23 protein-coding genes and 1 tRNA gene are annotated in these 26494 nt (G+C 62.0%); 12 read left to right on the top strand and 12 right to left on the bottom strand.

The genetic code is table 11. The features are described from left to right. Window positions 1-8 precede the first annotated feature (8 nt). From FYJ85_RS24260 to FYJ85_RS03095, 4 genes are read left to right on the top strand one after another with little or no spacing between them, the layout of a single operon-like run. Window positions 9-887 carry a type II secretion system F family protein gene (locus FYJ85_RS24260; protein ID WP_106054857.1) on the top strand — a complete coding sequence of 293 codons (879 nt, stop codon included), beginning with the start codon at window positions 9-11 and terminating at the stop codon, window positions 885-887. A gap of 9 nt (window positions 888-896) precedes the next feature. Further along, window positions 897-1340: a DUF192 domain-containing protein gene (locus tag FYJ85_RS03105; protein ID WP_106054858.1), complete on the top strand. Its 444-nt coding sequence runs from the start codon at window positions 897-899 to the stop codon at window positions 1338-1340. Further along, window positions 1337-2755, top strand: a complete 1419-nt coding sequence (locus FYJ85_RS03100; protein WP_154416962.1) for an FHA domain-containing protein — start codon at window positions 1337-1339, stop codon at window positions 2753-2755. Before FYJ85_RS03105 ends, FYJ85_RS03100 begins: the two co-directional genes overlap by 4 nt. Continuing rightward, window positions 2752-4068: a PEGA domain-containing protein gene (locus FYJ85_RS03095; protein ID WP_154416961.1), complete on the top strand. Its 1317-nt coding sequence runs from the start codon at window positions 2752-2754 to the stop codon at window positions 4066-4068. The genes FYJ85_RS03100 and FYJ85_RS03095 overlap by 4 nt, the downstream gene beginning before the upstream one ends. A gap of 44 nt (window positions 4069-4112) precedes the next feature. Here the strand turns inward: FYJ85_RS03095 and FYJ85_RS03090 are convergent, their stop codons facing one another. Then, window positions 4113-4736, bottom strand: a complete 624-nt coding sequence (locus FYJ85_RS03090; protein ID WP_106054861.1) for a hypothetical protein — start codon at window positions 4734-4736, stop codon at window positions 4113-4115. 307 nt (window positions 4737-5043) lie between these two features. Between FYJ85_RS03090 and FYJ85_RS03085 the strand changes: the two genes are divergently transcribed. From FYJ85_RS03085 to FYJ85_RS03065, 5 genes are all read left to right on the top strand, one after another. Next, window positions 5044-5799, top strand: a complete 756-nt coding sequence (locus tag FYJ85_RS03085) for a helix-turn-helix domain-containing protein (RefSeq protein WP_154416960.1) — start codon at window positions 5044-5046, stop codon at window positions 5797-5799. A gap of 277 nt (window positions 5800-6076) precedes the next feature. Beyond that, window positions 6077-6153, top strand: a tRNA-Pro gene (locus FYJ85_RS03080). Window positions 6154-6234: 81 nt separating this feature from the next. Next, entirely contained in the window at window positions 6235-7932 is a 1698-nt protein-coding gene (locus FYJ85_RS03075) for a phospholipid carrier-dependent glycosyltransferase (protein ID WP_106054863.1), read from the top strand. Next, window positions 7929-9611 (top strand): phospholipid carrier-dependent glycosyltransferase, encoded by a 1683-nt coding sequence (locus tag FYJ85_RS03070; protein ID WP_106054864.1) that lies wholly within the window; start codon window positions 7929-7931, stop codon window positions 9609-9611. The genes FYJ85_RS03075 and FYJ85_RS03070 overlap by 4 nt, the downstream gene beginning before the upstream one ends. A gap of 15 nt (window positions 9612-9626) precedes the next feature. Next, a complete protein-coding gene (locus tag FYJ85_RS03065; RefSeq protein ID WP_206212943.1) occupies window positions 9627-10202 on the top strand; it encodes a class I SAM-dependent methyltransferase in 576 nt (191 codons plus the stop codon). A 228-nt stretch (window positions 10203-10430) separates the two neighbouring features. On the opposite strand, the gene FYJ85_RS03060 is transcribed toward FYJ85_RS03065, so the two are convergent. Genes FYJ85_RS03060 through nusA form a run of 11 tightly spaced genes read right to left on the bottom strand, consistent with a single transcriptional unit; the run spans window position 10431 to window position 22105 of the window. After that, window positions 10431-11240: a M48 family metallopeptidase gene (locus FYJ85_RS03060; RefSeq protein WP_106054865.1), complete on the bottom strand. Its 810-nt coding sequence runs from the start codon at window positions 11238-11240 to the stop codon at window positions 10431-10433. An 8-nt stretch (window positions 11241-11248) separates the two neighbouring features. Further along, window positions 11249-12571, bottom strand: a complete 1323-nt coding sequence (locus FYJ85_RS03055) for a phenylacetate--CoA ligase family protein (RefSeq protein WP_154416959.1) — start codon at window positions 12569-12571, stop codon at window positions 11249-11251. Window positions 12572-12594: 23 nt separating this feature from the next. Continuing rightward, window positions 12595-13023 (bottom strand): ACT domain-containing protein, encoded by a 429-nt coding sequence (locus FYJ85_RS03050; protein WP_106054867.1) that lies wholly within the window; start codon window positions 13021-13023, stop codon window positions 12595-12597. Between the two features lie 18 nt (window positions 13024-13041). After that, window positions 13042-13515 (bottom strand): indolepyruvate oxidoreductase subunit beta, encoded by a 474-nt coding sequence (locus FYJ85_RS03045; RefSeq protein WP_106054868.1) that lies wholly within the window; start codon window positions 13513-13515, stop codon window positions 13042-13044. Window position 13516: 1 nt separating this feature from the next. Next, window positions 13517-15097, bottom strand: a complete 1581-nt coding sequence (locus FYJ85_RS03040; protein ID WP_154416958.1) for a thiamine pyrophosphate-dependent enzyme — start codon at window positions 15095-15097, stop codon at window positions 13517-13519. 26 nt (window positions 15098-15123) lie between these two features. Further along, window positions 15124-16593 (bottom strand): hypothetical protein, encoded by a 1470-nt coding sequence (locus FYJ85_RS03035; protein WP_154416957.1) that lies wholly within the window; start codon window positions 16591-16593, stop codon window positions 15124-15126. After that, window positions 16586-17347 carry a tRNA pseudouridine(55) synthase TruB gene (gene truB / locus FYJ85_RS03030; RefSeq protein WP_154416956.1) on the bottom strand — a complete coding sequence of 254 codons (762 nt, stop codon included), beginning with the start codon at window positions 17345-17347 and terminating at the stop codon, window positions 16586-16588. The genes FYJ85_RS03035 and truB overlap by 8 nt, the downstream gene beginning before the upstream one ends. 6 nt (window positions 17348-17353) lie before the next feature. Next, window positions 17354-18370, bottom strand: a complete 1017-nt coding sequence (locus FYJ85_RS03025; protein WP_154416955.1) for a DHH family phosphoesterase — start codon at window positions 18368-18370, stop codon at window positions 17354-17356. Beyond that, complete coding sequence (rbfA, locus tag FYJ85_RS03020) at window positions 18363-18734, bottom strand: 30S ribosome-binding factor RbfA (RefSeq protein ID WP_158704231.1); 372 nt, start codon at window positions 18732-18734, stop codon at window positions 18363-18365. Before rbfA ends, FYJ85_RS03025 begins: the two co-directional genes overlap by 8 nt. A 2-nt stretch (window positions 18735-18736) precedes the next feature. Continuing rightward, window positions 18737-20839 (bottom strand): translation initiation factor IF-2, encoded by a 2103-nt coding sequence (gene infB, locus FYJ85_RS03015; protein WP_177995572.1) that lies wholly within the window; start codon window positions 20837-20839, stop codon window positions 18737-18739. A 27-nt stretch (window positions 20840-20866) separates the two neighbouring features. After that, window positions 20867-22105 (bottom strand): transcription termination factor NusA, encoded by a 1239-nt coding sequence (gene nusA, locus FYJ85_RS03010; RefSeq protein WP_177995571.1) that lies wholly within the window; start codon window positions 22103-22105, stop codon window positions 20867-20869. Window positions 22106-22517: 412 nt separating this feature from the next. Here nusA and FYJ85_RS03005 point away from each other — a divergent pair, with 412 nt between their 5' ends. From FYJ85_RS03005 to FYJ85_RS02995, 3 genes are read left to right on the top strand one after another with little or no spacing between them, the layout of a single operon-like run. Further along, the gene (locus tag FYJ85_RS03005) at window positions 22518-23660 is read left to right on the top strand and encodes a GntR family transcriptional regulator (RefSeq protein ID WP_158704234.1); all 1143 of its coding nucleotides are present in this window, start codon (window positions 22518-22520) and stop codon (window positions 23658-23660) included. Further along, window positions 23657-24370, top strand: a complete 714-nt coding sequence (locus FYJ85_RS03000; RefSeq protein WP_106055786.1) for a prepilin-type N-terminal cleavage/methylation domain-containing protein — start codon at window positions 23657-23659, stop codon at window positions 24368-24370. The genes FYJ85_RS03005 and FYJ85_RS03000 overlap by 4 nt, the downstream gene beginning before the upstream one ends. A gap of 18 nt (window positions 24371-24388) precedes the next feature. Beyond that, window positions 24389-26398 (top strand): hypothetical protein, encoded by a 2010-nt coding sequence (locus tag FYJ85_RS02995; protein WP_154416951.1) that lies wholly within the window; start codon window positions 24389-24391, stop codon window positions 26396-26398. Window positions 26399-26494: the final 96 nt, after the last annotated feature.

The raw sequence follows: 26494 nt of genomic DNA, 5'->3' as shown, positions 1-26494 counted from the left end.
GCGGAAACGTGTACGGTAATCTGATCCAGCTTCTGACCGCGCTTTCGGCTGCCCTGGCGGCCGGATTCGGCGTACTCTACCTCGGCCGGGTGCTCTCGGAGCTTGAGCTGGCTGAAAAGCATGAAAATCTGCCGCAGCGGCTGCCGCTGTTCGTCCGGCTGCTGCTGCCGTTCATTTCGGTGACCCGCCCGGCCGCGTCCGGAAACGCCTTCGCGGTCTGGCGCGACATGGCGGCCCCGAAGCTCTGGATGGCCGGGCTCGGGGATGCGTTCACGCCCGTCGATTACATCGCGCTCCGGCTGGTTTTCCTGATCGTGTCGCTGCTGCTGATCGTTCTCGGGATGGCTGCGGGGCAGATTCTGATCTGCCTGGCGCTCGCGCTCCTGTTCGCGGTCTATCCGGGCGTGTGGATTTCTTCGACGATCCGGAAGCGGCAGCTGTCGATCATGAAGGCGCTGCCGAACGTTCTCGATCTGCTGACGCTGTCGGTCGAATCCGGGCGCGACCTCCTGTCGGCGCTGCGCGACATCCTCGCCCGCCGCAAGGTCGATCCGCTCGGCGAAGAGCTGCTGCGGACCTTCCAGGAGATCCAGCTCGGCCGGAAGCGGACCGACGCGCTGCGGGCGCTGACGCTGCGGGTCAGGCAGGCCGACCTGACCGCCGCGATCAACGCGATCATCCAGGCGGAAGAGCTCGGAGTTTCGATTGCGCAGATCCTCCACATTCAGAGCGACATGCAGCGGAACAAGCGGTTCATGCTCGCCGAGAAGCTCGCGAACGAGGCATCGGTCAAAATCATCATTCCGATCATTCTTCTGATTCTCCCGGCTGTGTTTCTGGTGCTGGTGGGGCCGCTCGCGCTGCGGGCCGCCGCGTTTTTCCGATAGGGTTCCGCTATGATTTTCAATCTTGATTCGCTGCATTACGTCGCCCGCCGCCCGGTGTGGGCGCTGGCCTGGCGCGACCGGCTCCGCGGCATGATCGGCCGCCGTTTCGAGCCGGAGGGGATCGACGCGATGATCTTTCCGCGCTGCAACGCCATTCATACGATGTGGATGTCGATTCCGATCGATGTTGTGTTTCTCGACGCCGATGCGGAGGTGGCCGGGCTCTGCGCCGGGCTGAAGCCGTGGCGGCTGCCGGTTTCGTGCCGCCGGGCGGTCACGGTCATCGAACTGCCGGCGGGGAGGATCGCGGAGAGCGGAACCGAGGTCGGACACCATTTGAATTTAAACTCCACATTGTCGCCGGAAATGATTGAAAAATTACGTAAAAGTGCTATTCTTAATGCGGGTAACGCAAGCATCGTGCCGCGAAAAGCAGGCGGGGGAGAAGAATGAAAATCAGTTTTGACAACGGCCCGAGGTGCGGCGAGGAGATTGAATTTGCGCTGCCGGAGATCACGGTCGGCCGGGAGGAGGACAATGTGCTGCGGGTTCCCGCTGCCGGCGTCTCCCGTTACCACGGCGTGATTCAGCGCGCCGCATCCGGCTCCTGGTTGGTCCGCGATCTCGGCAGCACGAACGGCATAAAGGTGAACGGCGTGAAGATCGCCGGCGAAAAGGAGCTTGTCGAAGGGGATTCCGTCGAGTTCGGCGATCAGAAAATCCAGGTGAGCGGCCTCGGCGAGACGGCGCCGCCGCTGGTTTTCAATCTGCTCGACGCGGAGCAGCCCGGGCCGTCCGCCCGGGCGACCTCCAGACTGCCGGAGGAGCCGCCGGCTGCGCCGAAGAGTGAAGCGAAGGTCGAGGACCTGACCGCGCTGTTCACGGCCGGAGCCGGAACGCTTTTCGACCCGAACGGCCGGAAAAAGGCGGCGAAGGAACCGGAGACGGCGCCGCCTTCCGGACGGAAGCGCCGTTTCTCCAGTCATTTCTTCTATGTGTTGGTCGTCTGCATCGCTGTGATCGGCATCAGCGCCGCCATGCTGCTGATGAAACCCGGGCAGCCCGGCAGGAAGCCGGAGAAGGCTGCCGCTGCGGCCGGACCCTTCTCGCTGTTTTTTGAACGGAGCGTGGTGTCGCGGGACAATGTTTTCCGCTTTTCCCTGTTGCTGGAGAACGACCGGCTCGCTTTTACGGTCGACGACGTCAAGTCGCGCCGGCACGTGAGCCGGACGGAAAAGATTTCGAACGAAGCGGTGGAGCTGCTGCGGGACCGGGTCGGCGCCTCCGGCATCTGGAACGAAATTCCGCCGGTCTCCTCCCCGGGGGAGGACGCGACCCGGAAGCGCCGGGTCATGATTGCGGACGGCACCCGGGTCAAGGAGCTCTCCTACACCGGCGGTTACACGCCGACCAGCTTCGGGCTGGTGGAAACGCTGGTGAGCGACCTGGCCGAGACCTACGGGATTCAGACCATCTCGCTTTCGCCCGAAGAGCTTATGCGGCTGGCCGAATCGAATTTCACGCGCGCCGAGGATTTTTACGCGAACCGCGAAGCCAAGAACAGCTATCTGCGCGACGCGGTCCGCCGCTACCGCGTGGTGGTCGGGGCGCTCGAGCAGTTTTCGCCGCGGCCCTCGCTGTGGAACCGGGCGCGCAAGCGGCTGGAGGAAGCGGAGTCGCTGCGGGCGCGCAAGCTCGACAATCTTGAGATGGAGCGCGTCCGGCTCGGCCAGTTGGAGGATTTCGACGGCATGCGGCTGGTATTCCTGCAGATCATGGAACTGGCCGATGAGGAGTCGCCGGAATATTATGCCGCCAGGGAACGGTTGTTCAAGCTGGATGCTTTTTTAAGGGGGCGCAAACGATGAAACGAGCGGGTTATTTCATTTTCGGCGTTTTGACGGCGCTGCTGGTTGCGGCCGGGTGCTCGAAGGCGCCGGAGAAGGCGGTTGTTTCGGTGACCGGCCCGGAAGGAATGGAAATCACCGTCGGCGATGTCCCGGTCGGCCGCGCGCCGGTCACCCTGAAGCTGAATGCGGGTACTTATCTGTTCAAGTTCCACGCGCCGGGCTACGAACGCAGGTGGGAGACGGTGGTGCTCAGACAGGCGGAGAAACGCGCGATGCCGGTCCGGCTCGAACGCGAGACCGCCTCGGTGCTGATCACCACGAAGCCGGTCGGCGCGCAGCTGATTGTGGACGGCCGCGTTCTCGGCGCGACGCCGATCGTGCTCGAAAAGGTGCTGCCCGGCAAAGAGTACGTCGGGCAGCTGCGCATGCCGGGTTACAGCGAGCGCGAAGTGAAGTGGGCCGTGGACAACGCCCGCCCGAAGCAGATCATGATCGACCTCGATGCGAATATGGTCAAGGTCGAATTTCTCAGCAAGCCGCCGAAGGCGCGGATCGCGATCGACGGGCGCACCGTCGGGGTCACGCCGTACAAGGGGGAGCTGACGGAGGGAAAGTACCGGCTTCGTTTCGAGGCGGCCGGTTTTTCGCCGCTCGAGCAGACGGTTTCCCTGAGCCGCGGGGAGGATTTCAAGATGGAGTATGCGCTTACTCCGCTGCCCGGCGGCATCTCGATCACGAGCGTTCCGGAAGGCGCCGAAGTCTTCATCAACAACCGGAAACGCGGGGTGACGCCGTGCGTCCTGACCGATCTGCCCGCCGCAATTTACGAGGTGCGTGCGGAGAAGGACGGTTTCGACCCGGTGACGCGCAAGGTCGAGATCACGGCCGGCTACAAGGATGAGATCAAGCTCGTGCTGCTCTCGAGCACCGGGGAGCTTGAGCTCGACGTCCGCCCGGCCGGAGTCACGGTGCAGCTCGACGGCCGGGATATCGGGGTGACGGCGGCGAACGGAGACTCCGCCGCGGCCACGAAGCCGATCCGGGTCAGCGGCCTGAAGCCCGGGAAGCATACGGTGACCGTTTCGCATCCTCGTTCGCGCCCGCAGTCGCGGTCGATCGAGATCGAGGTGGAAAAGGGCAAGCTGACCCGCCCGAAGACAATCGATGTATGGCTCGTCAACTGTGAAATCCGTTACAGGGACGGCCGGATCGAAACCGGCGCCCTGTTCGAAGAGAACGACAGCACGATCTTTTTCGGGCCGGAGCCCGGCATCAAGTACGAGGTCCGCCGGGACGATCTCGCTTCGATCAAGCGGCTCGATAACGATTGAGGAACGGAAGAGGGGGCTCCTCTCCGTTCCTCCGGAGCGTCAGGCTACGGTGTCGATGGCGGAGAGTCGGCTCTCCAGATGACGGCGCCTTTGAGTATACTCATTGGTGATGAGAGCAAACTCGGTCTCGAGGATCTCAATTTCCTCAAGCAGTTCGAGGCGAGCTTTGGTCTTTTCAATCGACTCTCTTGTGTTTGTCTGCGAATCCGGCATACTTCCTCCATGAATGTTGTGCTTTGGGTGACGGTTTTGTTTTTATGTTTGCGATAGGTCAGGACGGCGGCCAGTTCGGGAATCCGCGCCAGCCGTTGTTTGACCAGTTTGTGCATCGCCTGGCGGGTGACGCCGCGGCGTTCGGCCAGGTCGCTTAAATTGAGGTCCGGATTTTCGAGTTTCCGGGTAATGAGGTCGAGCGAGCGGATATCGAGCGCCGCCATGAAGGTGATGACCTCCAGCAGGTCGGCGCGGGTGTATCTCCGGTCCTGTTCGGCCCGGCTGAACCGGTTGCCGGTCGGCCGCCGGTATTTGGCGAGCACGAGGTCGTTCAATTCATCCGGCAGGGCATTTTGCGCCAGAAGCGGCGGATCTCCGGCTTTGCTGCAGTGCCGCCTGAGCCGGCAGCTCGGGCACTCCGCCTGTTTCCCGTACAGGACTCCGTAACATTTCATCAGGCTCTCTCCTTCCTGTGACTCCGCGGCGTGCAGACGGCACGGAATCAGTTTATTTTAAAATTGTTTCAGATAATGCTTAAATATATGTAACTTGATACTTAATGTCAATTGTTTTTGATGAAAAAAAAAGGAAGAAAAATAGGAATTAAGTGAAAAATACATTAATATTGGTGTATATTTAGGCCTGATGCTGTTGCGGCGGGTCGCGGATATTGCCGGGAGGATCGCCGCAGGTCCGATTTTTTTCATGCAGGAAACGAATTTGCGTTCTGAAGTGATGTCTGAACCGGGGGAGAAGAGGAAGATGAAAATGGTTGCTCATGTGAACGGCTGGTCCGCCATTGAACGGCAGTTGCGACTGCAGGCGAAGAAGCAGGGGGAACTTGCGCGGGTGCTGGAGATTTCACAGGCGGCAGTGTCTCTGATGAAGAAGGGGAGCTTTCTTCTGAATCCGGGACAGCTGGAGAAGATCGCGCAGTTTCTGCGGTTTGACGAAGAGACGCGCTGTGAATTTTACACGGAGCTTTTCAACGCCCGGCTGATCTCCCGGACCGCTTCCGCCGAGCCGGCCGGAGAGGAGGAACGCGGCACATACCGGGTATCCCGCTCTCCGGTTCCCGAACGGAAGCGGATGTGCGAGGTTCCGCTGGCGGAGCTGGGGCTGCTGTCCGGGTATGAACCGCTTCTGGAGCCGCTGGTCGACTATCTGCTGCGGAGTTCGTCGGAACGGAGAACGGAGGCTCTGTCCGGAACCGGTCTTTGCGCGCTCCGGGTGGGGGCCGAACAGGAGAAGATCGGCCTGACGGCCGGCAGCATCATCCTGCTCGAAAGCGGACGGTATCCGGAGCCGAACTCACTGAATCTGATCGCTTTGCGGGATGGAAGCTTTCTTCTGCGCGAATACCGGCCGGAGGGCGAACTGGTCAGGTTCCGTCCGCTGTGGAAGAACTCCGAACCGGATATCGTCTGGAAACGGCAGGAGATTCCCGCCCGGATTTCCTGGCTCCACCCGGTTCTGGAGCTGACTTTGCGCCCGCTGCATTTCCCGCGAAGCTCCTGAACGGTCTTTTCTCCATCGAATTCGGGTTGCACTTGCGTGCGGACGCGGACCTGTCGGAAACACTCCGGCAGTTGCGCTGTTTTCCTGATTTCGTACCGGCAGCATTGGCACGAAGTGAATTGCCGCGGGGAAACGAAGCGCTTCTGCGATGTTTTCCGGAAAATCGTCCGGGGCGGGGAATGGAACGCGCTTTCCGGATGAAAAATACGGTTAATCTCGCATGAATCCTTTGACTAATGGGCTTTCCGGTAGTATTTTATGGAATGAATCAGGTCGCCGGGGTGTAGCGCAGTGGCTTAGCGCGTCTGCTTTGGGAGCAGAAAGTCGAGGGTTCGATCCCCTCCACCCCGACCATTTTCGCCTGTTCCGGGGGACGCGCCTGAATGACTGGGTTTGACAAAGGGGAATACATTGCCGGGGAGACCGGCTCAGGTTATGAAAAAATATTATCCGCTTCTGGTGATCGCGTGCTTCGTGCTGCTTTATCTGGGCTCGATCTGGCAGAGGCCTTTTTTTATCCCCGATGAGACGCGTTATGCGGAAATTCCGCGTGAAATGATCGCAAGCGGTGACTTCATCGTTCCGACTCTGAACGGACTGCCGTATTTTGAAAAGCCGGTCATGGGCTACTGGCTGAATGCCGCGGCAATGAAATGTTTCGGGGAGGTGCCGGGGGCCGTCCGCTTCATGGGCGCGCTCGGGACGCTGCTCTCCGCCGGGCTGCTCTGGCTGCTCTGCCGCCGGGCGGATGAGGAGAAAATCGGCCGGGTTGCGGCAGTCGTCTTTCTGCTTTCCGGCCTTGTTTTCGCGGTCGGCACCTACGGCGTCCTCGACGCCCAGTTCAGCTTTTTCGTTACTTTGACCATGAGCATGTTCTATTTCGCCTGGACGGAGAAGTCCCGCTGGAAGCTGGCCGGGTATCTGGCGCTTGCCGGCGTCGGGACGGGATTGGCCTTTCTGACCAAGGGATTGCTCGGCTTTGTGCTGCCTGTCCTTGCCGTGGTGCCGTTCCTGATCTGGCAGAAGGAGTGGAAGCGGATCTTGTTTCTGCCGTGGATTCCGCTCGCAGCGGCGCTGCTCGTGCTGGCGCCGTGGTCAATCATGGTGCACCGGGCCGACCCGGATTTCTGGCCTCAGTTTCTGGGAGTCGAACACTTTCAGCGTTTCTTTTCGGGCCGCGGCGCGAATGACGACCGCAGTCAGCCGTTCTGGTTTTTCCTGCCGGTCGTGATCGGCGGGCTGCTGCCCTGGCTGCTTTTCGTTCCGGCGATCTGGCTCGGCTATCGCGGCCGGGCGAGAGAGGCTTTCCGGAATCCGCTGCTGCGCTATGCGGCCTGCATGGGCGGTGTCTGGCTGCTCTTTTTCTCGGTGTCGAGCGGCAAGCTGGCCACTTACGTGCTGCCCTGTTTTCCGGCTTACGCCGTGCTGATCGCCTGGGGGCTCGTCCGCTATGCGGAAACCGGCAAAACGTTCCGCGAGGCGGACTGGGCGCTGCGGATTCTGTTCCGCTGCCTGCTGCCGGCGCTGGTGGTGCTGTTTGCGGTGCAGGCGTTCAATCTGTTTGTGCCGGGTAAAATTCCGCAGCATTATCTGCTCTTCTGGCGCGGGGAGAATTTCTTTCTGCCGGTCATCGCGCTCATGGTGTTTCTGCTCTGGATCTGGATGGCGAAGGAGGCGCGCGAGCCCGTATATAAGTTCACCTGCGTCTGCGTTGCGGTCGGTTTTGCGGCGCTGGCTTACCCGGTCTCCATTCCGCACCACCTGGTGCGGGAGATCGCTCCGGTCGATTTCCTCGCCCGCAATGCCGGGAAATTCCTGACCCCCGACACGCTGATTCTGGCCGACGACCGCATGGCGGTCGTCGCGGCGTGGACATTCCGCCGCTCCGATATCGGCGTCTACTACAAGAAGGGGGAACTCGCTTACGGTCTCGACCGCCCGGAAGGGGAGGGGAGATTTTATACGAAGGACGCTCTGGCGGAGCTGGTCCGGAAGACAGAACGGCCGATTCTCGTTGTGACCGGCTCTGAAAAGCGGGCGCGCGAAATGCCTGCTTCGCCGGAGAAATCCTACCGCCGTTCCGGTGATTTATTTCTGGTTCATTACCGACCGAAAGGAGAGAAACATCCATGAAGTACTACGCTCTGGTTGGCGTGTTTTTCATTGTCGCCTATCTGCTGCCGCTGGCCGGCCGGCCGATGGTCACCCCCGACGAGTTCCGTTATGCGGAGATTCCGCGCGAGATGATCGACCGCGGCGACTACGTGACGCCGCATCTGGTCAATATGCGCTATTTTGAAAAGCCGGTCATGGGCTACTGGATGACGGCAGGCTGCTTCAAAGTGTTCGGCGAGAATGCTTTTGCGCTGCGTCTCCCGGCTGCGCTCGGGGCTGGGCTCGCCGCGCTGCTCGCCGCGCTGCTGATTCAGCAGACTCTGCATGACGAGAAGATAGCCGCACTGGCGGCCATGCTGTATCTGACGTTCGGGATGGCATACGGCATCGGCACTTTTGCCGTGCTGGACAGCCAGTTGACCGGCTTCGTCACCGGCGTGTCGTGCACGGCATTCCTGGCGGCGGTGGAGCCGCGCTTCACGCGGCGGAAGGCGGCGCTGCTTGTGATCTGCGGCTTCTTTGCCGCCTTTGCATTCCTGACCAAAGGATTTCTCGCCTTCGTGGTTCCGGCGCTCGCCGTGACCGGTTTCCTGCTTTGGGAACGGCGCTGGAAGGAGTTTCTGATCCTGCCGTGGATTCCGCTTGCCGTGGCGCTCGCGGTCATTGCGCCGTGGGCGCTGGCGGTGCATCGCGCCGATGGAGACTACTGGCGTTATTTTGTGGTGGTCGAGCATCTGCAGCGCTTCTTTTCGGACAGCGGCGAACAGCATCCGGAGCCGTTCTGGTTCCTGATTCCGTTTCTGGTCGGCGGCATCTTTCCGGCCGGCCTCCTGCTTTCCGCGGCGATTCCTGGCATTCGCGGGGAGCGGAAGACGTTTTTCCGGAGTCCGCTCAACCGGTTTTGCCTCTGCGCGGTGGTTCTGCCGTTTCTGTTTTTCTCGATTTCGAGCGGCAAGCTGCCGACTTACATCCTGCCGTGCTTCCCGTTTCTGGCAGTGCTCGGTGCCGGCGGCATCGCGGCTTATTTCCGCACCGGAGGGACGCACCGCGCGTTCAGCGTCGTCATGTCCGTCTGGGGGGGGCTGCTGCTGGTGGCGGGGCTCGGGGTGCTGGTGATTGCGTTCGGCGACCTGATTCCGCAGTTTTCGTCGCGGCGGATCGTCGTCGGACTGCTCGGGATCTGCGGGCTGCTCTCCGGCGGCCTTCTGCTGTTCAGCCGGCGTTATGTCTGGCGGACCCGTTTTTACCTGTTCTTCGCCGGGATCGGCCTGATCGTTCTGGTCGGCGGCTGGGCGATACCGGCGGAGCTGCTGGAGAGCAAGGCGCCGGCGTCGGCGCTCCGCTCGTTTCCGGAAAAGCTCGGCTTCGATCCTGCTACCGCGGTTTTCATCACGCATCCGAGCATGATTCATGCCGTGGCGTGGGTGTATCACCGGCCGGACGCCCGGCTGTATGAGTCGGAAGGAGAACTCTCATACGGAATCGCCCGGGCCAAACAGGCGGGCGAGGTTCCGGTCCGCATGAGCAAGGCGGAGCTGGCTGCCCTGCTGTTGAATCCGGACCGTCCCGACGTCGTATTCATCGCCCGCGGCGACAGGAAGCGGAAATTCCCGGTGGAGGCGGAAAGCCGTTCCGCCTTTGTCAATGATGTTCAGGCAATCTGTTTTCCGGCTGCCGGGAGCGGCCGGGCGTTATAAAGAGGTATGGTAGTGATGAGCAAGAATGTTCTATTCCGACGCTTTTTGCGCAACCCGGTCCAGGTCGGAGCGTTGTGTCCTTCGTCCCGCGCGTTGTGCAGCACGATGGTCTCCGAAATCGGTGTCGACACGGCCGATGTGATTGTTGAGCTTGGCCCCGGGACCGGCGTGATCACCCGCGAAATCGTCCGGTGCATGTCGCCGAATGCAAAATTGATTGCCATTGAATTGGATCAGACTCTCTGCGAACATTTGCGCAAGGCGTTTCCCGAGGTTACGGTCTGCAATGACAGCGCCGCCGGGATCGGGGAGATTCTCGCCCGGCACTCCCTGCCGAATCCGGATGCCGTGATCTCCGGGCTGCCCTGGGCGAATTTTTCCTCCCGGCTGCAGCGGAATATTCTCGATGCTGTGGCCGAGCATATCGCGCCGGGCGGCTATTTTACGACATTCGCCTATCTGCAGGGATTGATGTTTCCGAACGGCCAGCGCTTTCGCCGCCTGCTCGGTGAAGTGTTCCGCGAAGTCGAAATCAGCCCCGTCGTCTGGAAAAACATTCCGCCCGCTTTCGTCTACCGTTGCAGAAAGTAACAGCCGGTTGTTAATAACTTGACGTTTTCTGTTGATAACTGCTTTCGGCGGCCTGACACCCCCCCTCAAACAACTGTGAAGTTATTAACAACCTGATGGACAATATCTTGGGCTTTCCCAGCTGAAAAACAGGGAAAATCACCGCCGGACGGAACTCCTTGAAGGGGAGGGGAGTCCGGCTTTTTTGCGGCTGGAATCCCGAACCGGCGGCGGAGGCGGCGGGCGGATCTACTTCTGCCGCGTGTACCGTTGGCCGGTGCCGAGCTGCTTTGATCTGCGGTACTCGGCCTGTGCCTCCGGCAGCGCTTTCTTCAGTTTTTCAAGACGGTTGTCGCCGTCCGGGTGGGTCGAGAGGAATTCGCCGACCACGCCGACCTGGCTGAGCTTGCGGAATTTGTCCCAGAAGGTGATCGCGGCCTGCGGATCGTAGCCGGACTGCGCCATCAGGATCAGTCCGAGGTAATCGGCTTCAAGCTCCTGTGTGCGGCTGTACGGCAGCATGGCGAGCAGCGTGCTGGTGGTCTGGTAGGCGGGCGCCCAGTCCTGTCCGAGCAGGAGTTCGACCAAGACGCCTCCGCAGGCCTGCATGGTCGACTGGCTGCTGCGTTCCATGCCGTGCCGCGCGAGCGCGTGAGCGACTTCGTGGCCGACTACGGTTGCGAGCTCAGCGTCGTTGTCGAAGAGCTGGAACAGGCTCGAGTAGACCGCGACCTTGCCGCCGGGGAGGGCGAACGCGTTCGCCTCGTCGGAGTCGAATACGACGAATTCCCACTCGTAGGCCGGCTTGTTTGCGGCGGCGGCGATGTTCTGGCCGACCCGGTTCAGCGCGGCGGTATAGACCGCATTCGAAGAGACCTTTTCCTGCGCCCTGACCTGCTGCCACGCCTCTTCGCCGGAGGCGATGTCGTCGCTTTCATTGTAGAACATGAGCTGCGTCCGCCCGGTATGGGGAGCGGAGACGCAGCCGGCGAGCACAAACATGCCGGCCGCCGACAGAAGGGCCGGAAAACAGCGTTTCCACCATGTCGGGAGTTTCATGCTTCGCCTCAGTCGTTGAGTTTGCGGTTGTCGATCACCCGCTTCGCCTTGCCGGTGAAGCGTTCCAGCGTATTCGGCTCCACAAGCTCGATGTTGAAATGGAGCCCGGTGATGGCGGAGACCTCGCGGGCGATCCGGTCGCGGAGCTTGTGCATCGCTTCCATCTTGTCCGAAAAATCCTGCTGGCGGATCTCGACCTTGATCGCCGCTTCGTCGAGGTTGCCGGGGCGCGACAATTCGATCATGAAGTGCGGCGCGGTGCCGTCCACCCGGAGCAGCGCCTCTTCGATCTGGGTCGGGAAGACGTTGACGCCGCGGATGATCATCATATCGTCCGAACGGCCGCGGATGCGGCTCATGCGCATGGTTGTGCGTCCGCAGGCGCATTTCCCGCGGTCGAGCCGGGCAAGGTCGCGGGTGCGGTAGCGGATGATCGGGCACGCCTCCTTATTGAGGCTCGTGATGACGAGTTCGCCCTGTTCGCCTTCGGCGACCGGCTCGAGCGTTTCGGGGTCCAGGCACTCGACGATGAACTGATCCTCCTGAATGTGCATGCCGCAGCGGGCCGCGCACTCGCCGGAGACGCCGGGGCCGATGATCTCGGAGAGCCCGTAGTTGTTGAATGCCCGGATGCCGAGCTCTTCCTCGATTCCCGCACGCATCTCCTCGGTCCACGGTTCGCCGCCGAGGTGGGCGTAGCGCAGCGCAAGCTTGCCCTTCTTGCCCATGGCGGTGATGGTCTCCGCGAGATTCAGCGCGTAGGAAGGCGTGCAGATCAGCGTGTTGATGCCGGCGTCCTCCAGCAGCAGGATCTGCCGCTGGGTGTTGCCGCTCGAGGCCGGCAGCACAGCGGCGCCGACGCGCTCGATTCCGGCATGCAGCCCGAAGCCGCCGGTGAAGAGTCCGTAACCGAACGACACCTGCACGAGCTGGTCCGGCGTCAGCCCGCCCGCCACCAGGAAGCGCGCGCAGAGCCGCGACCAGAGGTCGAGGTCGCGCCGGGTGTAGCCGACGAAGGTCGGCTTGCCGGTGGTTCCGCTCGAGGCGTGAATCCGCGCCAGCTCGGCGCGCGGCACCGCGAAGAAGCCGAACGGATACGCGTTGCGCAAATCCTGCTTGGTCGTGAACGGCAGGCGCTTGAGGTCGTCGACAGACTGAATCGACTCCGGCGTCACCTTCAACTCTTCGAACCTGCTGCGGTAAAACGGGATCTTCCCGGCTTGCTCCACGGTGCGGCGAAGGCCGGCGGCCTGCAGTTTCCGGCGCTCGTCGCGCGGCATGCACTCCGCCTCCGGATCATAAATCCGGTTGGGTACTACGAACTCAGACATTTTGAAACTTCTTCTTTAAAAAATTACCGGAACAGCTCCGAGGCTTTCACGAGTTTGATCGGTTCATCCTTCAGTTCCTCGACCGCATGGGCCGGATTTTCGAACCGGAAGACGATGACCGCCTTGTCATCCATGCCGAAGGTGAAGGCGTACATATACTCGACCGACAGCTCGTGCCTGTCGAGAATGGCGAGAATATCCGCCAGTCCGCCGGGACAGTCCGGCACTTCGAGCGCGAGGACTTCGGTTTCCTTGACGATGAAGCCGGCTTTTTCGAGCGCCGCCTTGGCCTGTTCGTGCTCCTTCAGCAGCAGCCGGAGAATCCCGAACTGCTGCGTGTCGGCCAGCGACAGGGTGCGGATCGACAGATTGTTCTCCTTCAAAACCTTGCAGACCGCGCTGAGGCTGCCGGGGCGATTTTCCACGAACAATGACAACTGTTGAATCGGCATAGAGCACCTCCCTGTTGATTATCCCTGCCGGCCGAGCCGGAACATTTCGATGTTGAGTTCATGCAGCTTCTCCGGCAGGAACGCTTTCAGCACCTCGAGAAACAGTTCCTCGCCGATATCGGGCATTTTCGCCGAAAGCGCGCCGAGCATCATCGTATTCAGCGCTTTCGGCGTCTTGAGCCTGTCCGTCGGCACGTCGTCGGTCGTGATGAGCACGCCGCCCGCTTTGAGCTTGTGCAGATTCACCTCGATCTGGGTCGGTTCGAGCACGATGAGGAAATCGCTTTCGCCTTCCGGCACCATCGGGCTGGCAACCTCTTCGCCGTAACGGACTTCGCTCGAAACCGAGCCGCCGCGCTGGCTCATGCCGTGGACTTCGCTCTTCTTGACGTCGTAACCCGCGCGGAACAGGACCTCCGCAAGGATGTCGGTCACCTTCAGCACCCCCTGGCCGCCGAGGCCGGAGACGGTGATATTCGTTGTTTTCGCCATATCAGTTTTTCTCCCCGTAGGACTTGATCTTCACCGCGGCCAGGATGCACGGGCGGCGGCAGATGATGACGCTCGTGTCGTTCGAGGCGAGCCGCTTCTTCAGCAGTTCCTCGAATCCCCTGCCGTCGAGCACCGCGTCGATCACGTCGACGTTGTCGACGCCGATTCCCTTGACCGTCTCTTCGATCGAGACCGGTGTCGGGCAGGGGGTATGGTCGAGTTTCCGGCCGGTGCCGGGATGCTCCTGAAGCCCGGTCATCGCGGTTGTGCTGTTGTCGAGGATCAGGACCACGTGCCCGGTCGCCGGGCGGTTGTAGACCATCTCGACGATGCCGTTGACGCCGGTGTGCATGAAAGTCGAATCGCCGATCACGCTGACCACGCGGCGCGCTTCGGCCTCGGGCAGCGCCTTGCGCAGCCCGAGCCCGACCGTGATCGACGCGCCCATGCAGACGCAGGTGTCGACCGCTTCAAACGGCGGCAGCACGCCGAGCGTGTAGCAGCCGATATCGCCGGAGACGATGCAGTTCAGGTCACGCAGCAGTTCATACGCCTTGCGGTGCGGACAGCCGACGCAGAGCTGCGGCGGCTTGCCGGCCGGCGGCTGCGCCTCCGGCGTGAGGTCGTTGGCGAGCAGTTTGCGGACGCGGTTCACATTGAGCTCCCCGAACCGGAACATCTCGGCCTTGCCCTCGACCGGAATTCCGGCGGCCCTGATCGCGTCCTCGAGCATCGGGTCGCCCTCTTCGACGACGACGCAGCGCCTGACCGATTCCGCGAAACGGCGGATGGTCTGCATCGGCAGCGGATAGGTGAAGCCGATCTTCAGCACCGAAGCTTCGGGCGCCGCGTCGCGGACATGCTGGAAGCTGATGCCGGAGGTGATGATACCGAGCTCGTCCGACTTCCGGATCTCCTTCGTGAATTCGCCTTTTTCGTTCAGCGCCTCAAGCTCATGCAGAGACGCGCGCAGTTTGCGGTGCGCGATCCGGGCGTAGGCCGGGATCATGACATTGCTTTTCGGGTCCTTGTCGAAATGCGTCGCGCGCGGCTCGACTCCGCCGCGGCGGGTCAGGATGCACTTGGAATGGCAGACCCGCGTGGTGACCCGGAACAGCACCGGACGGCGGAACTGTTCGGAGATTTCAAAGGCGCGGATCAGGAAGTCGTAGCACTCCTGCGAGTCGGCCGGTTCGAACATCGGCACACCGGCGGCGACCGCATAGCGGCGGTTATCCTGCTCATTCTGGCTCGAGGCCATGCCGGGATCGTCGGCGCTGACCAGCACGAGGCCGCCGGGAGTTCCGGAATAGGCGATCGTGAACAGCGGGTCGGCCGCCACGTTGACGCCGACATGCTTCATGGTGACCAGGGAGCGGCCGTTCGCGAACGCGACGCCGATTCCGACTTCAAGCGCGCACTTTTCGTTCGGCGCCCATTCGGCGCTGCCGCCGATCGCGCTGAAGTTTTCGAGAATTTCCGACGACGGGGTCCCGGGGTAGCCCACCCCGAGATGCACGCCGCAGTCGAACGCGGCCATCGCAATCGCTTCGTTGCCGCTTGCCAGCATCCTTTGACTCATATTGATCTCTCTCCTGAGGTTGTTGCTTATTGGTTCGGACCGCTTTCGAACCGGTCGGTCAACCGCGCAATGAGAGCTTCCTGCTCGTCGGTGCGCAGCTCGACGGTTTCGGCCAGGCGGTCGAGGTCGCCGGCGTCCGGCGTGTAGCCCGGATCGTTCAGCAGTTTCAGAACTTCATCGAGCTGCATCGAGAGCGCCGCGAGTTCCTTCAGGTCATCCTGCGACAGTTCCGAGGCGGATTTGTCGATCGAACTGAGGAAGTCGAAGAAGGCGAGGCGGTCGTCTACGAGTTCGAGGATCGTCGAACGCAGCGGAGCTTTCGGTTCGTCGTCCACCCGGTTGTAGGTTTCGGTCAGCTCTTCGAAGCGCTCTTCGACGTAGTTGTAAAAGACGGCCTGCTGTCCCTCGTCGACGAACTTCAGCTTCTCCCGGCCGAAAGCCCGCGCGAAGAACTCCTCGAAATCGAGTTCGCGCGCATAGCAGCAGTCGAGAATATAGCTGTCCACCTCGATCGGCGTCAGCGGGGAACCGATCTCACGCAGCAGGGAGCCGATTTCACCGGTTTCGCCGCGCGAAAGCAGGACGCCCTCCGGCAGCTCGACCGGATAGTCGTCCGGCTCGGCCTGCCGCTTCGCCAGAACGGTGTGGTCCGAATCGAAATTGATCTCGACCTGATTGGTCCGGCGGACGAATTCGTCGAGCGAGGCCGACTTTCCGGCCTCCGGCAGTTCCCCCGCACCGGTGAAGCAGGCATAGGCGAGCTGCTCCGGAATTTCCGGATACGATTCGAAACGGTCGAATACGGGGTCCAGCGCCTTTTCGTATGCCGCGATCCATTTCTTCAGGTCGGATTCCTTCCGGTCGTCGGCCGGCAGGAAGGCGGCCGTCACCCGGCCGTCGCACCAGTCGTCCACCCGGCAGAGAAGCGCATCCCCGGCGGTGAATTTGTGTTTGCGGTAGAAATCCGCCAGGTCGAAAACGTTCAATGTCACAAGGTCGGTCGGCTGCGGCCGGCGCGAAAGATTCGCGTTCGCGGCGGACTCGGCCGTGAAAAAGTCGAACAGCTGCTCCGAACCGAGCAGGAGGTGGTAATGGAACACCTGCGAGACCGGCACGTTGATCTGCTTTGCGGCAAACGGCTTGCCGTCCGGGCCGCAGAGCTTGGTTTCGGACGGGAACACGGCGGGACTCACATAGGCCGCGAAGCGGTGGCCGGGGAACAGGATGCCCTCCTGAATCTCCCACTCGTCCGGCGTCAGGACAAATTCGTAATTGCGGAAAAACGCGGCGCGGGAGGTGAAATTCCCTTTGCCGTCGTCGAAGAAACGGTCGTCTCCGGTCAGCGTCCGGTCGATCCGGTCGGCCAGGGCTTTGGTTTTCCGCCCGCCGAGCTGTCTGATGACCGTTCCGGCAGTGACCGGAACATCGGAATTCCGCCGCAGGCAGCTGTCGATCGCCGATTCGATGTCGCCGATCGTAAAGTCGGATTCAGCCATGGTTCACCCCCGCGATTTTGGAGAGGCGTTCAAAAAGAAATTTGCGGACATGGATTTCAAGGTCAGCCTGTTCGAACTCCTTCAGCTGATCGACGGTGATCGCGTCTCCGATGCCGAACTGCCCGCTCACCGTGCGGCGCAGTCCGGCCAGCGTCCCGCCGCAGCCGAGCTTTCTGCCGAGATCGGAGCAGAGCGTACGGACGTAGGTCCCTTTCGAACAGCGCATGGTGAATTCGCAGAACGGCAGTTCAAGCTTCGTGACGTCGATCGAGAAAATCGTGATCGGCTTCGCCTCGCGCTCGACTTCGACTCCCTGGCGGGCCAGCTCATAGAGCTTTTTTCCGTCCTTCTTGACGGCCGAAACCATCGGCGGCGTCTGGAGCTGCTCGCCGACGAAACCGGCCAGCGTCTCACGCAGCAGCTCCGGCGTCACGGCGGACCAGTCGCGCGTGGAAATCACTTCGCCATCCAGGTCGCCGGAGTCGGTTTCCAGCCCGAGCTGGAGCTTCGCCTCGTAGACCTTGTCCTCCCCGCTGAATTTCGAGGAGAGCTGCGTGAACTTGCCGAGCACGAGCACGAGCAGCCCGCTCGCGGCCGGGTCGAGCGTCCCGCAATGGCCGACTTTCGGGATATTGAAGCGGGAGCGCACGAAGTTCACCACATCGAAGCTGGTCCACTCCAACGGCTTGTCGACCAGCAGCACTCCGCTGGTGTGAAACGGCGGCAACCGGTGTTTGGAAGGGTTGTATCGCATGAATTCCTAATCCTGTTTTGCATCCTGGTCCAGCAGCGCGGCCGCCTTTTCGAGCAGCAGCGCTTCTACCTCTTCGTGATTCATCCCGGTGAGCGTGATGCCGGCCGCCATGTCGTGGCCGCCGCCCCCGAGGGCGCGCGCCAGCGGACCGACCGGATAACGCTGGTCCTTGCTGCGGAGCGAAACCTTGAAGCTGTCGCCCTTCCGGTAGAAGAGTGCGACGATCTTCGTTCCGGCCACCTCGCGCAGGAGTTCGATCAGCCCTTCGCCGTCGCGCATGTCGAAGTCGTACTTCCGGAACAGTTCGTCCGGAATATAGGCGTAGATGTACCGGCCGTCCAGCGCGACCCGCTCCTGCGTTTCGAGCAGCTCGACCTCGAACCGCTGCTGGCGGAGCGGCTTCGAATAGTAGGCCGCGTTGACCACTCCTTCGAGATCGGCGCCGCAGTCGAGCAGCTCGGCCGCCACCCGGAGCGTGCGCCCGAGCGTGTTCGAGAAACGGAAGGCACCGGTGTCGGTCAGGATTCCGAGCAGCCAGAGCGTGGCCGGGCGGGGCTGGATGCGGCACGGAAATTCGAGCGCGATTTCGGCCGCGATCTGGCTCGCCGCCGCCGCGTCCGGAATCACGAGGTTCCAGCGCGCGCCGACATTGTTGCCGACATGGTGGTCGACATTCAGCATCGGCGGCGTTTCCAGCCCCGGCAGCGAGGCGCTCCCGATTGCGGGACCGCAGGCGATCCTCTCCCGGTTCGCGCAGTCGAGCAGCAGGATCAGGTCGTAATTGCCGAGCTCCTCCGGCGTCAGCGTCTGCTTGCAGGAACCGATCAGCTCCGCGTAGCGCGACGCGGGGGGAGCGGGGAGATACGCCTCGGCCCGCTTGCCGCAGCAGTCGCGCAGGAACTCCTGCATCCCGAGCGCGGACCCGAATGCGTCGCCGTCGGGGCGTTCATGCGTCAGAATCAGGATCCGCTCTTTTTCCTGCAGCAGTTTCGCCGCTTCGGGGAGGGAGATCGTTTCACTCATCGCGCCCGGATTCCTCCCTTTCGGCCTGCTGGAGCAGCTCCAGCACCCGGTCGCCCTTTTCCGTGCGAGTGTCGAGCCGGAAGTCCAGCACCGGCGTATGCTTGAAAGCGAGCGTGCGCCCGAGACGGGACTGCAGGTTCAGCCGTTCCTCGGCCAGCCCGTGCATGACCGCCTGCCGGTCGGAGGCTTTCCCGCCGAAGATGCTGACATAAACGGTCGCGTTGCGGAGGTCTACGCTGACGTTGACCTCCGTCACCGATACGAGCATGCCGGACGGGATCACGAGATCCCGTTCGATCGCCTCGGCCAACTCGCGCTTCAGCAGCGCGTTGACCCGGGTTAAACGGTCTACTTTTTCCGCCATATTCAGAGAGTCGCTTTCTTGAGCTCGATTTCGTAAATTTCGATTTCGTCGTTGACCAGGAAGTCGGCGAAGTTGTCGAGGCGGATGCCGCATTCGAGGCCCGCCTTCACCTCCTTCACGTCGTCTTTGAAGCGGCGCAGACTCGCGACTTCCCCGTTGTAGATGAGGTCGCCGTCGCGCCGGACCCGTGCCTTGGCGCCGACCCGGACCGAACCGGATTCAACCATGCAGCCGCAGATTTTCGGCCCCTTCGAGAGTTCGATGATCTGCAGGATCTTCGCTTCGCCGATCGGTTTCTCGCGCTTTTCCGGCTCGAGTTTGCCGGCGAGCGCATCGGTGATGTCCTCGAGCAGCTCGTAGATGATGCTGTACAGGCGGATTTCGACCTTCTGCTTCTTCGCCATCTCGTTCACGCCCGGATTGACCCGGACGTGGAAGCCGACCACGATTGAGTTCGTCGCCGCGGCGAGCGAAATGTCGTTTTCGCTGATCGGGCCGACCGCATTGGCCACGACTTCCGCCTTGATCTTCTCGTGCGGGAGCTCGGCGAGAGAGTGGGCGATCGCTTCGCCCGACCCCTTCACGTCGGACTTGATGATGATGTTCAGCGAATTCTGGTTATTGCTGTTGAGCTTGCTGAACAGGTCCTCCGCTGTTGCGATGGCGCTGGTGGCGAGCATGTTGCCGCGTTTGGCGGCGACCCGCTCCTGCGCCTCGGCCCGCGCCGCTTTCTCGGATTCGAAGATCTCGAGCCGGTCGCCCGCTTCGGGAACGCCGGAGAGCCCGACCACCTTCACCGGAACGCTCGGCCCCGCCGTCTTGACGCGCTCGCCCTTGTCGTTGATGAGCGTGCGGATCCGGCCGTAATGCTCTCCGCAGAGAATCGTGTCGCCGACATGCAGCGTGCCGTCCTGCACCAGGACGCTCGCCGTGGGGCCGAGACCGACCTCCATCTGCGCTTCGAGCACGGCTCCGGCCGCGCGCCGTTTCGGATTGGCCTTGAGCTCGAGGATCTCCGCTTCGAGCAGGATGCGGTCCAGCAAATCCGGGAGTCCCTGGCCGGTTTTGGCTGAAACGCGGACGGTGCCGACGTCGCCGCCCCAGTCTTCGCTGGTGAGGCCGTTCTGCTGCATATGGAGCAGAATCTTGTCCGGATCGGCTTCCGGCAGGTCGATCTTGTTGATGGCCACGATGATCGGAACCTTGGCCGCCTTGGCGTGGTTCATCGCCTCAACGGTCTGCGGCTTGAAGCCCTCTGTCGCGGAGACGACCAGAACGACGATGTCGGTCAGGTTTGCACCGCGGGCGCGCATGTTCGTGAAAGCCGCGTGTCCCGGGGTGTCGATGAACGTGATCGGCTTGCCGTTGTGAGTGACGGTCGAAGCGCCGATATGCTGCGTGATCGCCCCGGCTTCCTGCGCCGTCACATGGGTGTGGCGGACGGCGTCCTGCAGCGAGGTCTTGCCGTGGTCGACATGACCCATGAAAGTGACGACCGGCGGCCGTTCCTTCAGGTTGGCCGGGTTGTCCTCCGGCTTCGGCTTGGCGGGGGCCGCCGGCGCCGGAGCCGGTTTCGGCGCGGCGCCGATTTCGAGCTCGTAGCCGTAGGAGGCGCAGAGCTTCCGCGCGTTCGCCTCGCTGATCGGCTGATTGATGCCGGCGAGTTCGCCGAGCTTGATGAGGTCGGTGATGAGTTCATTCGGCTTCTTGCCGACCGCTTCGGCCAGCGCCTTGACGATGATCGGCGCAGGCAGCGTGACCTTCCCGCCCGCGGCACGTGCGGAAGAAACTGCGGCCGGCTGCGGCCGCCCGCCCTTGTGCGGACTGCCTTTGCCGCGGTCGCCGCCGTGCTCTTCCCTGCGCCCGGCCGGCGGTTTCTTGCCGCCTTTTTTGGCCGGTTTCTTGTCGGCGGCCGCGGCCGGTTCGCTGTCCTGATCGTAGAGGTCGGCGAAATACATCTCGACCAGTTCGATCATATCGTCCGGAATGACGCTGTTTTCGGCGTCGTCCGCTTCGATTCCCTGACCGGCGAGTTCTTCGATCACTGATTTTGCCGGGACGCCGTACTGCTTTGCGATGTCCTTTACTTTAAGAATCTTACCCAATTTCAAATCCTCCTGTTGCGGCAGCACTTACGCGTCGAGATGTTCAAACGCATGGTTGATTTCCTCCGCATCGACGCCTTCAAGCTCGAGAAGCGTGTCGCGCCCCGCCTCCTTCACGCCGTCCACGGTAACGTATCCGTTGCTGATCAGCAGATTCGCGGTTTTCTCCGAGATGTCGAGGTCGGCCGCGAGCCTGGCCGCCGCCTGGCGGAGCTGGTCGCGGATCGAGCCTTTCTCGTCCTTCGGCTCCTCATTCTGGATCGTGATGTTCCAGCCGATCAGCTTCGAGCAGAGCCGGACGTTCTGCGCCTTCTTGCCGAACGCGAGTTTCGACTGCTCCTCGGTGACCCGGACGACCAGCTCGTGCTTCTCTTCGTTGACTTCGACCGACTGCACCTTGGCGGGCAGCAGCGCGTTTGTCGCATATTTGCGGATGTCGGCATCCCACGGGACGATGTCGATCCGCTCCATGCCGAGCTCGGCGGTGATGTTGCGCACGCGGTTGCCGCGGACGCCGACGCAGGAGCCGACCGGGTCGACCCGCGGGTCGGTGCTCATGACGGCGACCTTGGTCCGGTTGCCCGCCTCGCGCGCGATTCCCTTGATGACCACGACGCCGTCATGGATTTCGCTGACCTCGCGCTCGAAGAGTTTGAGGACGAATTCGGGGCAGGCGCGCGAAACGATCAGGCTCGGCCCCGCCGTGTTGATGTCGACCTTCTGCAGGTAGGCGTTGATCCGCTCGCCGGGCTGGTACTGTTCGCCGTGGACCTTCTCCTTGGCGGGCATGATCCCCTCGGCGCGCTGGAAGTCGATGATGATGCTGCCCGCGTCGAAACGGCGGACGATGCCGTTCAGAATCGTGCCGACCCGGTCGGCGAACTCGTCCTGGACGTTCTCCTTCTCCGCCTTGCGCAGCTGCTGGATCATCGCCTGCCGCGCGGTCTGCGCCGCGATGCGGCCGAAGTTGTGCGGCGTGACCTCCCACTCGACGATGTCGCCGAGCTTCACGTCCGGGAAACGCTCCCGGGCGCGGGCGACGACGAGCTGGTCGCAGGTCGGATTTTCCTCCACGACCTCGAGCATGGCCCAGGCGCGGATCGCCCCGGTCGCCGGGTCGATCTTGACCTTCAGCTCGTTGGCCGGGTGGATGCTTTTGCGCGACCCGATCAGAATGGCATTTTCCAAAGCGCGAATCAAGCTGTCGCGGCTGATTCCGCGCTCCTGCTCGATGTAGTCGAGAATCTGAAGCAACTCGTTTCCCATATCAACCCTCCCATTGCATTTTCCCCACATCCGGGGGAGTTCTCCCATATCATCCGGCCGAGAGCCTTGTTCCGCAAAATAAAAAAGCGGGCAGAGCTGCACCCACTTCACACTTACCGGTACCAGACTATTAAGTTACTTGGGTAATATAGTTGATTTTATGAGATAATCAAGTTTTTTTAACGGCACTCCGGACTAAAAAACGCAAATTGGCCGGACCGGCGGAAAATCCTTTTGTCCGCCGGAGGACGAAGGGCTTCCGGGAACGGTTCCGGCCGGCGGATGCCGCCCGCCGGGTTGTATGTACAAATTTTGGCGGAGGAGGCGGATTTGTTCAAAAAAAACGCCGTTTTTCTTGCACCCGGCCGATTTCTTTTTCATAATTAAGGCAGAAGCCAAAGGGAGAGCGGATATGTCCATACAACCGAAATACAGGGAAATCTGCCGGGAGCTGTCGGAGGAAATCACCTCCGGCGTTTTTGCCGCCGGCGAACGGATTCCAACCGAACAGCAGCTGGCGAAACGCTTCGGCGTCGCCCGTCAGACCGTCCTTAAGGCGCTCGACGTCATGAAGCACAGCGGCGTCATCCATTCCGTGCAGGGGAAAGGCACCTTCGTGGCCGTCACCCACGGCCGTGCGCGCCGGCCGGACGAACAGGGGCGGCAGATCGCTTACATCTGTTCCAATCTGCAGGATTCGATCGGCCACCTGATGATGGTCGGCGCGGAGCGCGCCGCCGCGAATCTCGGGTATTCCATGATCGCCTGCGCCACCCGCTACGACTCCGAGCGCGAGGCCGAATACCTGCGCCGCTGCCGCAACAACAAGGTCGATGGAATCATCCTGCTGCCTTATTTCAGCAACCGGGAGCTTGTGAGGCGATGCGCCGCCGAAATACCGATGGTCTGTGTGGACAACGGCATCGACGGCCTGCCGATTCCGGTGGTGGCCACCGACAACTGCCGGGCGATGTACGAGGCGGTCTCCCATCTGATTGAGCTCGGGCACGTCCGGATCGGATTCATCCTCAGCGGCTTTGAATTCCTGGAGACGGTCAGGTCGGTCCGGGAGCGCTTCGACGCCTATCGCCGGGCGCTTGCCGATTACGGAATCGCCTACCGTCCGGATTATGTCTCCGAGCTCGGAACTCCGCTCGCTCATATGCGCCCAGCCGACGTGGGACTCGATTTGTACGCTTATCCGGCCATGCACCGGCTGATGTCGGTCGACGATCCTCCCTCGGCGGTGGTGCTGCTGTGGGATGAGCTCGCTCCCGGCGCCATTGCGGCGGTGCGGGACGGGCGCAGGCGCATCCCGGAGGACTTTTCTCTTGTCGGCTTCAACGACGACGAGCTTTGCTCGCTGGTTACGCCGAAGCTGACCTCGGTCCGGCAGCCGGCCGAAGAGATCGGCGAATGCGCGGTCCGATATCTCGACGGCATGATCCGCCGCGGTGAAAAGCCGCCGATGCAGACGATTATTCCGAGCGTGCTGGTCAAACGCGCCAGCACAAGCATTTATCAACCCCGGGAATCATCACAGGAGAAAGCATGATGAGAAGACATTTCACTCTGGTCGAACTATTGGTCGTGATTGCGATCATCGCGATTCTGGCCTCGATGCTGCTGCCCGCGCTGAATCAGGCGCGGGAGAAGGCGCGTTCTTCCGGCTGCGTCAACAACACCCGGCAGCTTCTGGCCGCAATGGCGCTGTATGCGGACGACTTCGGCTGCACGCCGGCGATTTATACGGCGGATTACGGCTGCTGGGCCGGCCTGGAGAGGCCGTTTTTTCCGGCTTACCTGACGCGGAAGGCGGCGGTTTGCCCGAGCGACCCCATCCCCGCAAACAAGGTAAACGCCTGCTGGGGCGCATATGCGATGTATTCTGCCGGAAAAGATCAGAATTACATGGATGACAACGGGATTCTCGGGAACTGCGTCAGCTTCGACAATAACGATCCGAGCCGCTCTTGCTTCCGTCCGTCGCATGTGAAATCTCCCTCGAAAACCGTTTTTTTCATCGACGCTGCCGCAACTGCCGCCCATTCCGCCAATTTCACCTACGGCATCTACAACTTTTCGCCGACCGCCTATCTGGAGGAGAGCAGCAACAGGATTGCCGCGATCACCCGTCACGGCGACCGGGCCAACCCGGGCTTCTTCGACGGACACGTTCAGCCGATGGGGGTGAACGAGCTGAAATCGGAACCGGTCAATCTGTTTACCGTCGTCCACAAGAATAATGTGGTGCAGGCGTACTGAATCGGGGAGGTTTTCCGGATGAAACGATATATTTTCGCAATGCTCGGAGTGGCCGGAACGCTTCTGGCTGACGCCCCCTCCCTGGAAGTCGACCGCTACGGACAGTATACCGGCGAGGATTGGCCGGGGAAAGTCACCTGCGACGAACAGCTCCGCGCCGAGGCCGCCCGCGAATGGCCGCTGATCCGCGATGCCGGGTTTGATTCGGCCCGGTTCGACCGCTTCGGAGGACGGCTCGACGCCGGGGACTTTGAGGCGACAGGCCGCTTCCGCAAGAAGAAAATCGACGGGCGCTGGTGGCTGATCACGCCGGAGGGACACCGCTGCTTCATCATCGGCTGCGACGCGGTCGGTTATCGTGAAGGCGGTTACTCATCTCCGCTGAAGGAACCGGACGGCTCCGCGCGGCAGGGATTTCTCGAACTGCCGGACCTGAAGCGCGTGCCGGACGGAATATCCGGCGGCAAGGTCAATTTTCTCGCCGCCAACCTGGAGAAAAAATACGGACCGGGTTATTATGAGAAGTCGAAGGAGGTTAACCGCAGGCGGCTGATCGCATGGGGCTTCAACTCGACTGCCAAATGGGGATGGGGCGAAACCTTCGGCCTTCCGTATGTCGAGGATTGGACTTTCCGCACGGTGAAGCGTCTGCCGCGCCGCCGGATCGACATTTACGACCCCGGTTTCGCCGCTGCCGCCGGGAAGGAGGTCGCCGCCCTGACGGCCCGGCGCAGGGACGATCCGATGCTGATCGCCTACTCCACGGAAAACGAGAACGGCTGGGAGGCGCGCGACGTGAACGAACTTGCGGCCGCCGAACCCGCAGTCGCGTCGAAACAGGCGCTGGTCGATTTCCTGATCCGCCGCCGGGGAGAAGCGGAAGCCGCCGAACTGTTCCGCGTCTCCGGCGGCCGCGGGGCGATGCTGGAAAACCGGCAGAGAATCGCGCTTCCGGCGGAGGATGTCGCGGATTTCATCACGGAAGCTTCGCGTCACTACCATCGGATCGTCCGGGAGCTTTTCCGCAGATACGATCCGGGGCACCTGTGGTTCGGCGCATCGCATTGCCGGGGCCAGTCCGACGAATGGATCTATGCGGCGGCGGAGTTCACCGATGCGGTCATGCTCAACGAATACGATCTTTATGCCCAGTGGTCGACCGGGCTGATGCCGAGGCTCCGGGAGTTGGACAACCCGGTCTTCCTCACCGAATTCAGCTTCGTCTGCGACCGGCGGGGATTGCGTCCTTACAACTCGGTCAGCACCGTCCGGGACCAGCGTTCCCGCGGACTGGCTTACCGCCACTATACCGAGCGGATGGCCGCGAATCCGCTGTGCATCGGTTTCGGCTACTTCATCTTTTTCGACCAGCCGGTGATGATGCGCAGCCTGCCCGTGGGGGAGAGCTTCAACTTCGGGCTGGTGGACGGAACGGACCGCCCTTATGACGAAATGATCGCCGAAGTGATGAAGTCGAACGTGCGGCTGGAGGCGGTCCATGCCGGGCGGGAGGAACCGTTCCGTCTGGAGAAACCGGCGGCGCTGCTTTTCAGCCGGATGCGCGGACAGCTGCTTGCCGGCATCCTGCCCGGTACGGTTTCGGAGTACGTCACGACGGACAGTTCCAATGCGGCGGAGTATTTCGGCGGCTGCCCGCTCCGACTGAAGATCGATGAACGGCGGCTGAGCGCCGACGGCGCCGACGGCGGCCGCTGCCCGGTCGGAACCTTCCATGCCGGAGACAATTCGCGCTTCGGAGAGGTGAAGGCCGACGTCTACTTCTGGTTTCGGCATCGCGGCAAAGACCTGAACGACTACTACGAACTGGAGGGGTCGCCGGACGGCCGGAACTTCACTCGCCTGCCGCTTCGATTCGAACTTGTGCGCCGTTCGGAATTCGACCATTACGTCATGTGCAACGCAGAACCCGTCCCGGCGGACATGCGTTACCTGCGGATCGTGCTGAAAGCGCCGGTGCTCCGGGAGAGCTGGTCGAATCAGATCGCCGGAATCACCGTGGAACGGTAAGCGGGCGCGACGCTCCGGGAAGTTCCGCGATGCGGGCGGAACTTCTTTTTACTTTTCCGGCGGGGCGGGTTGCATCGGCCTGCGGTTCATGGTATA

This window comes from Victivallis lenta (assembly GCF_009695545.1).
GTDB classification, from domain to species: Bacteria; Verrucomicrobiota; Lentisphaeria; order Victivallales; family Victivallaceae; genus Victivallis; species Victivallis lenta.
The sequence above is the reverse complement of the archived record's forward strand: the minus strand, read 5'-3'. Positions and strand labels throughout refer to the sequence as shown.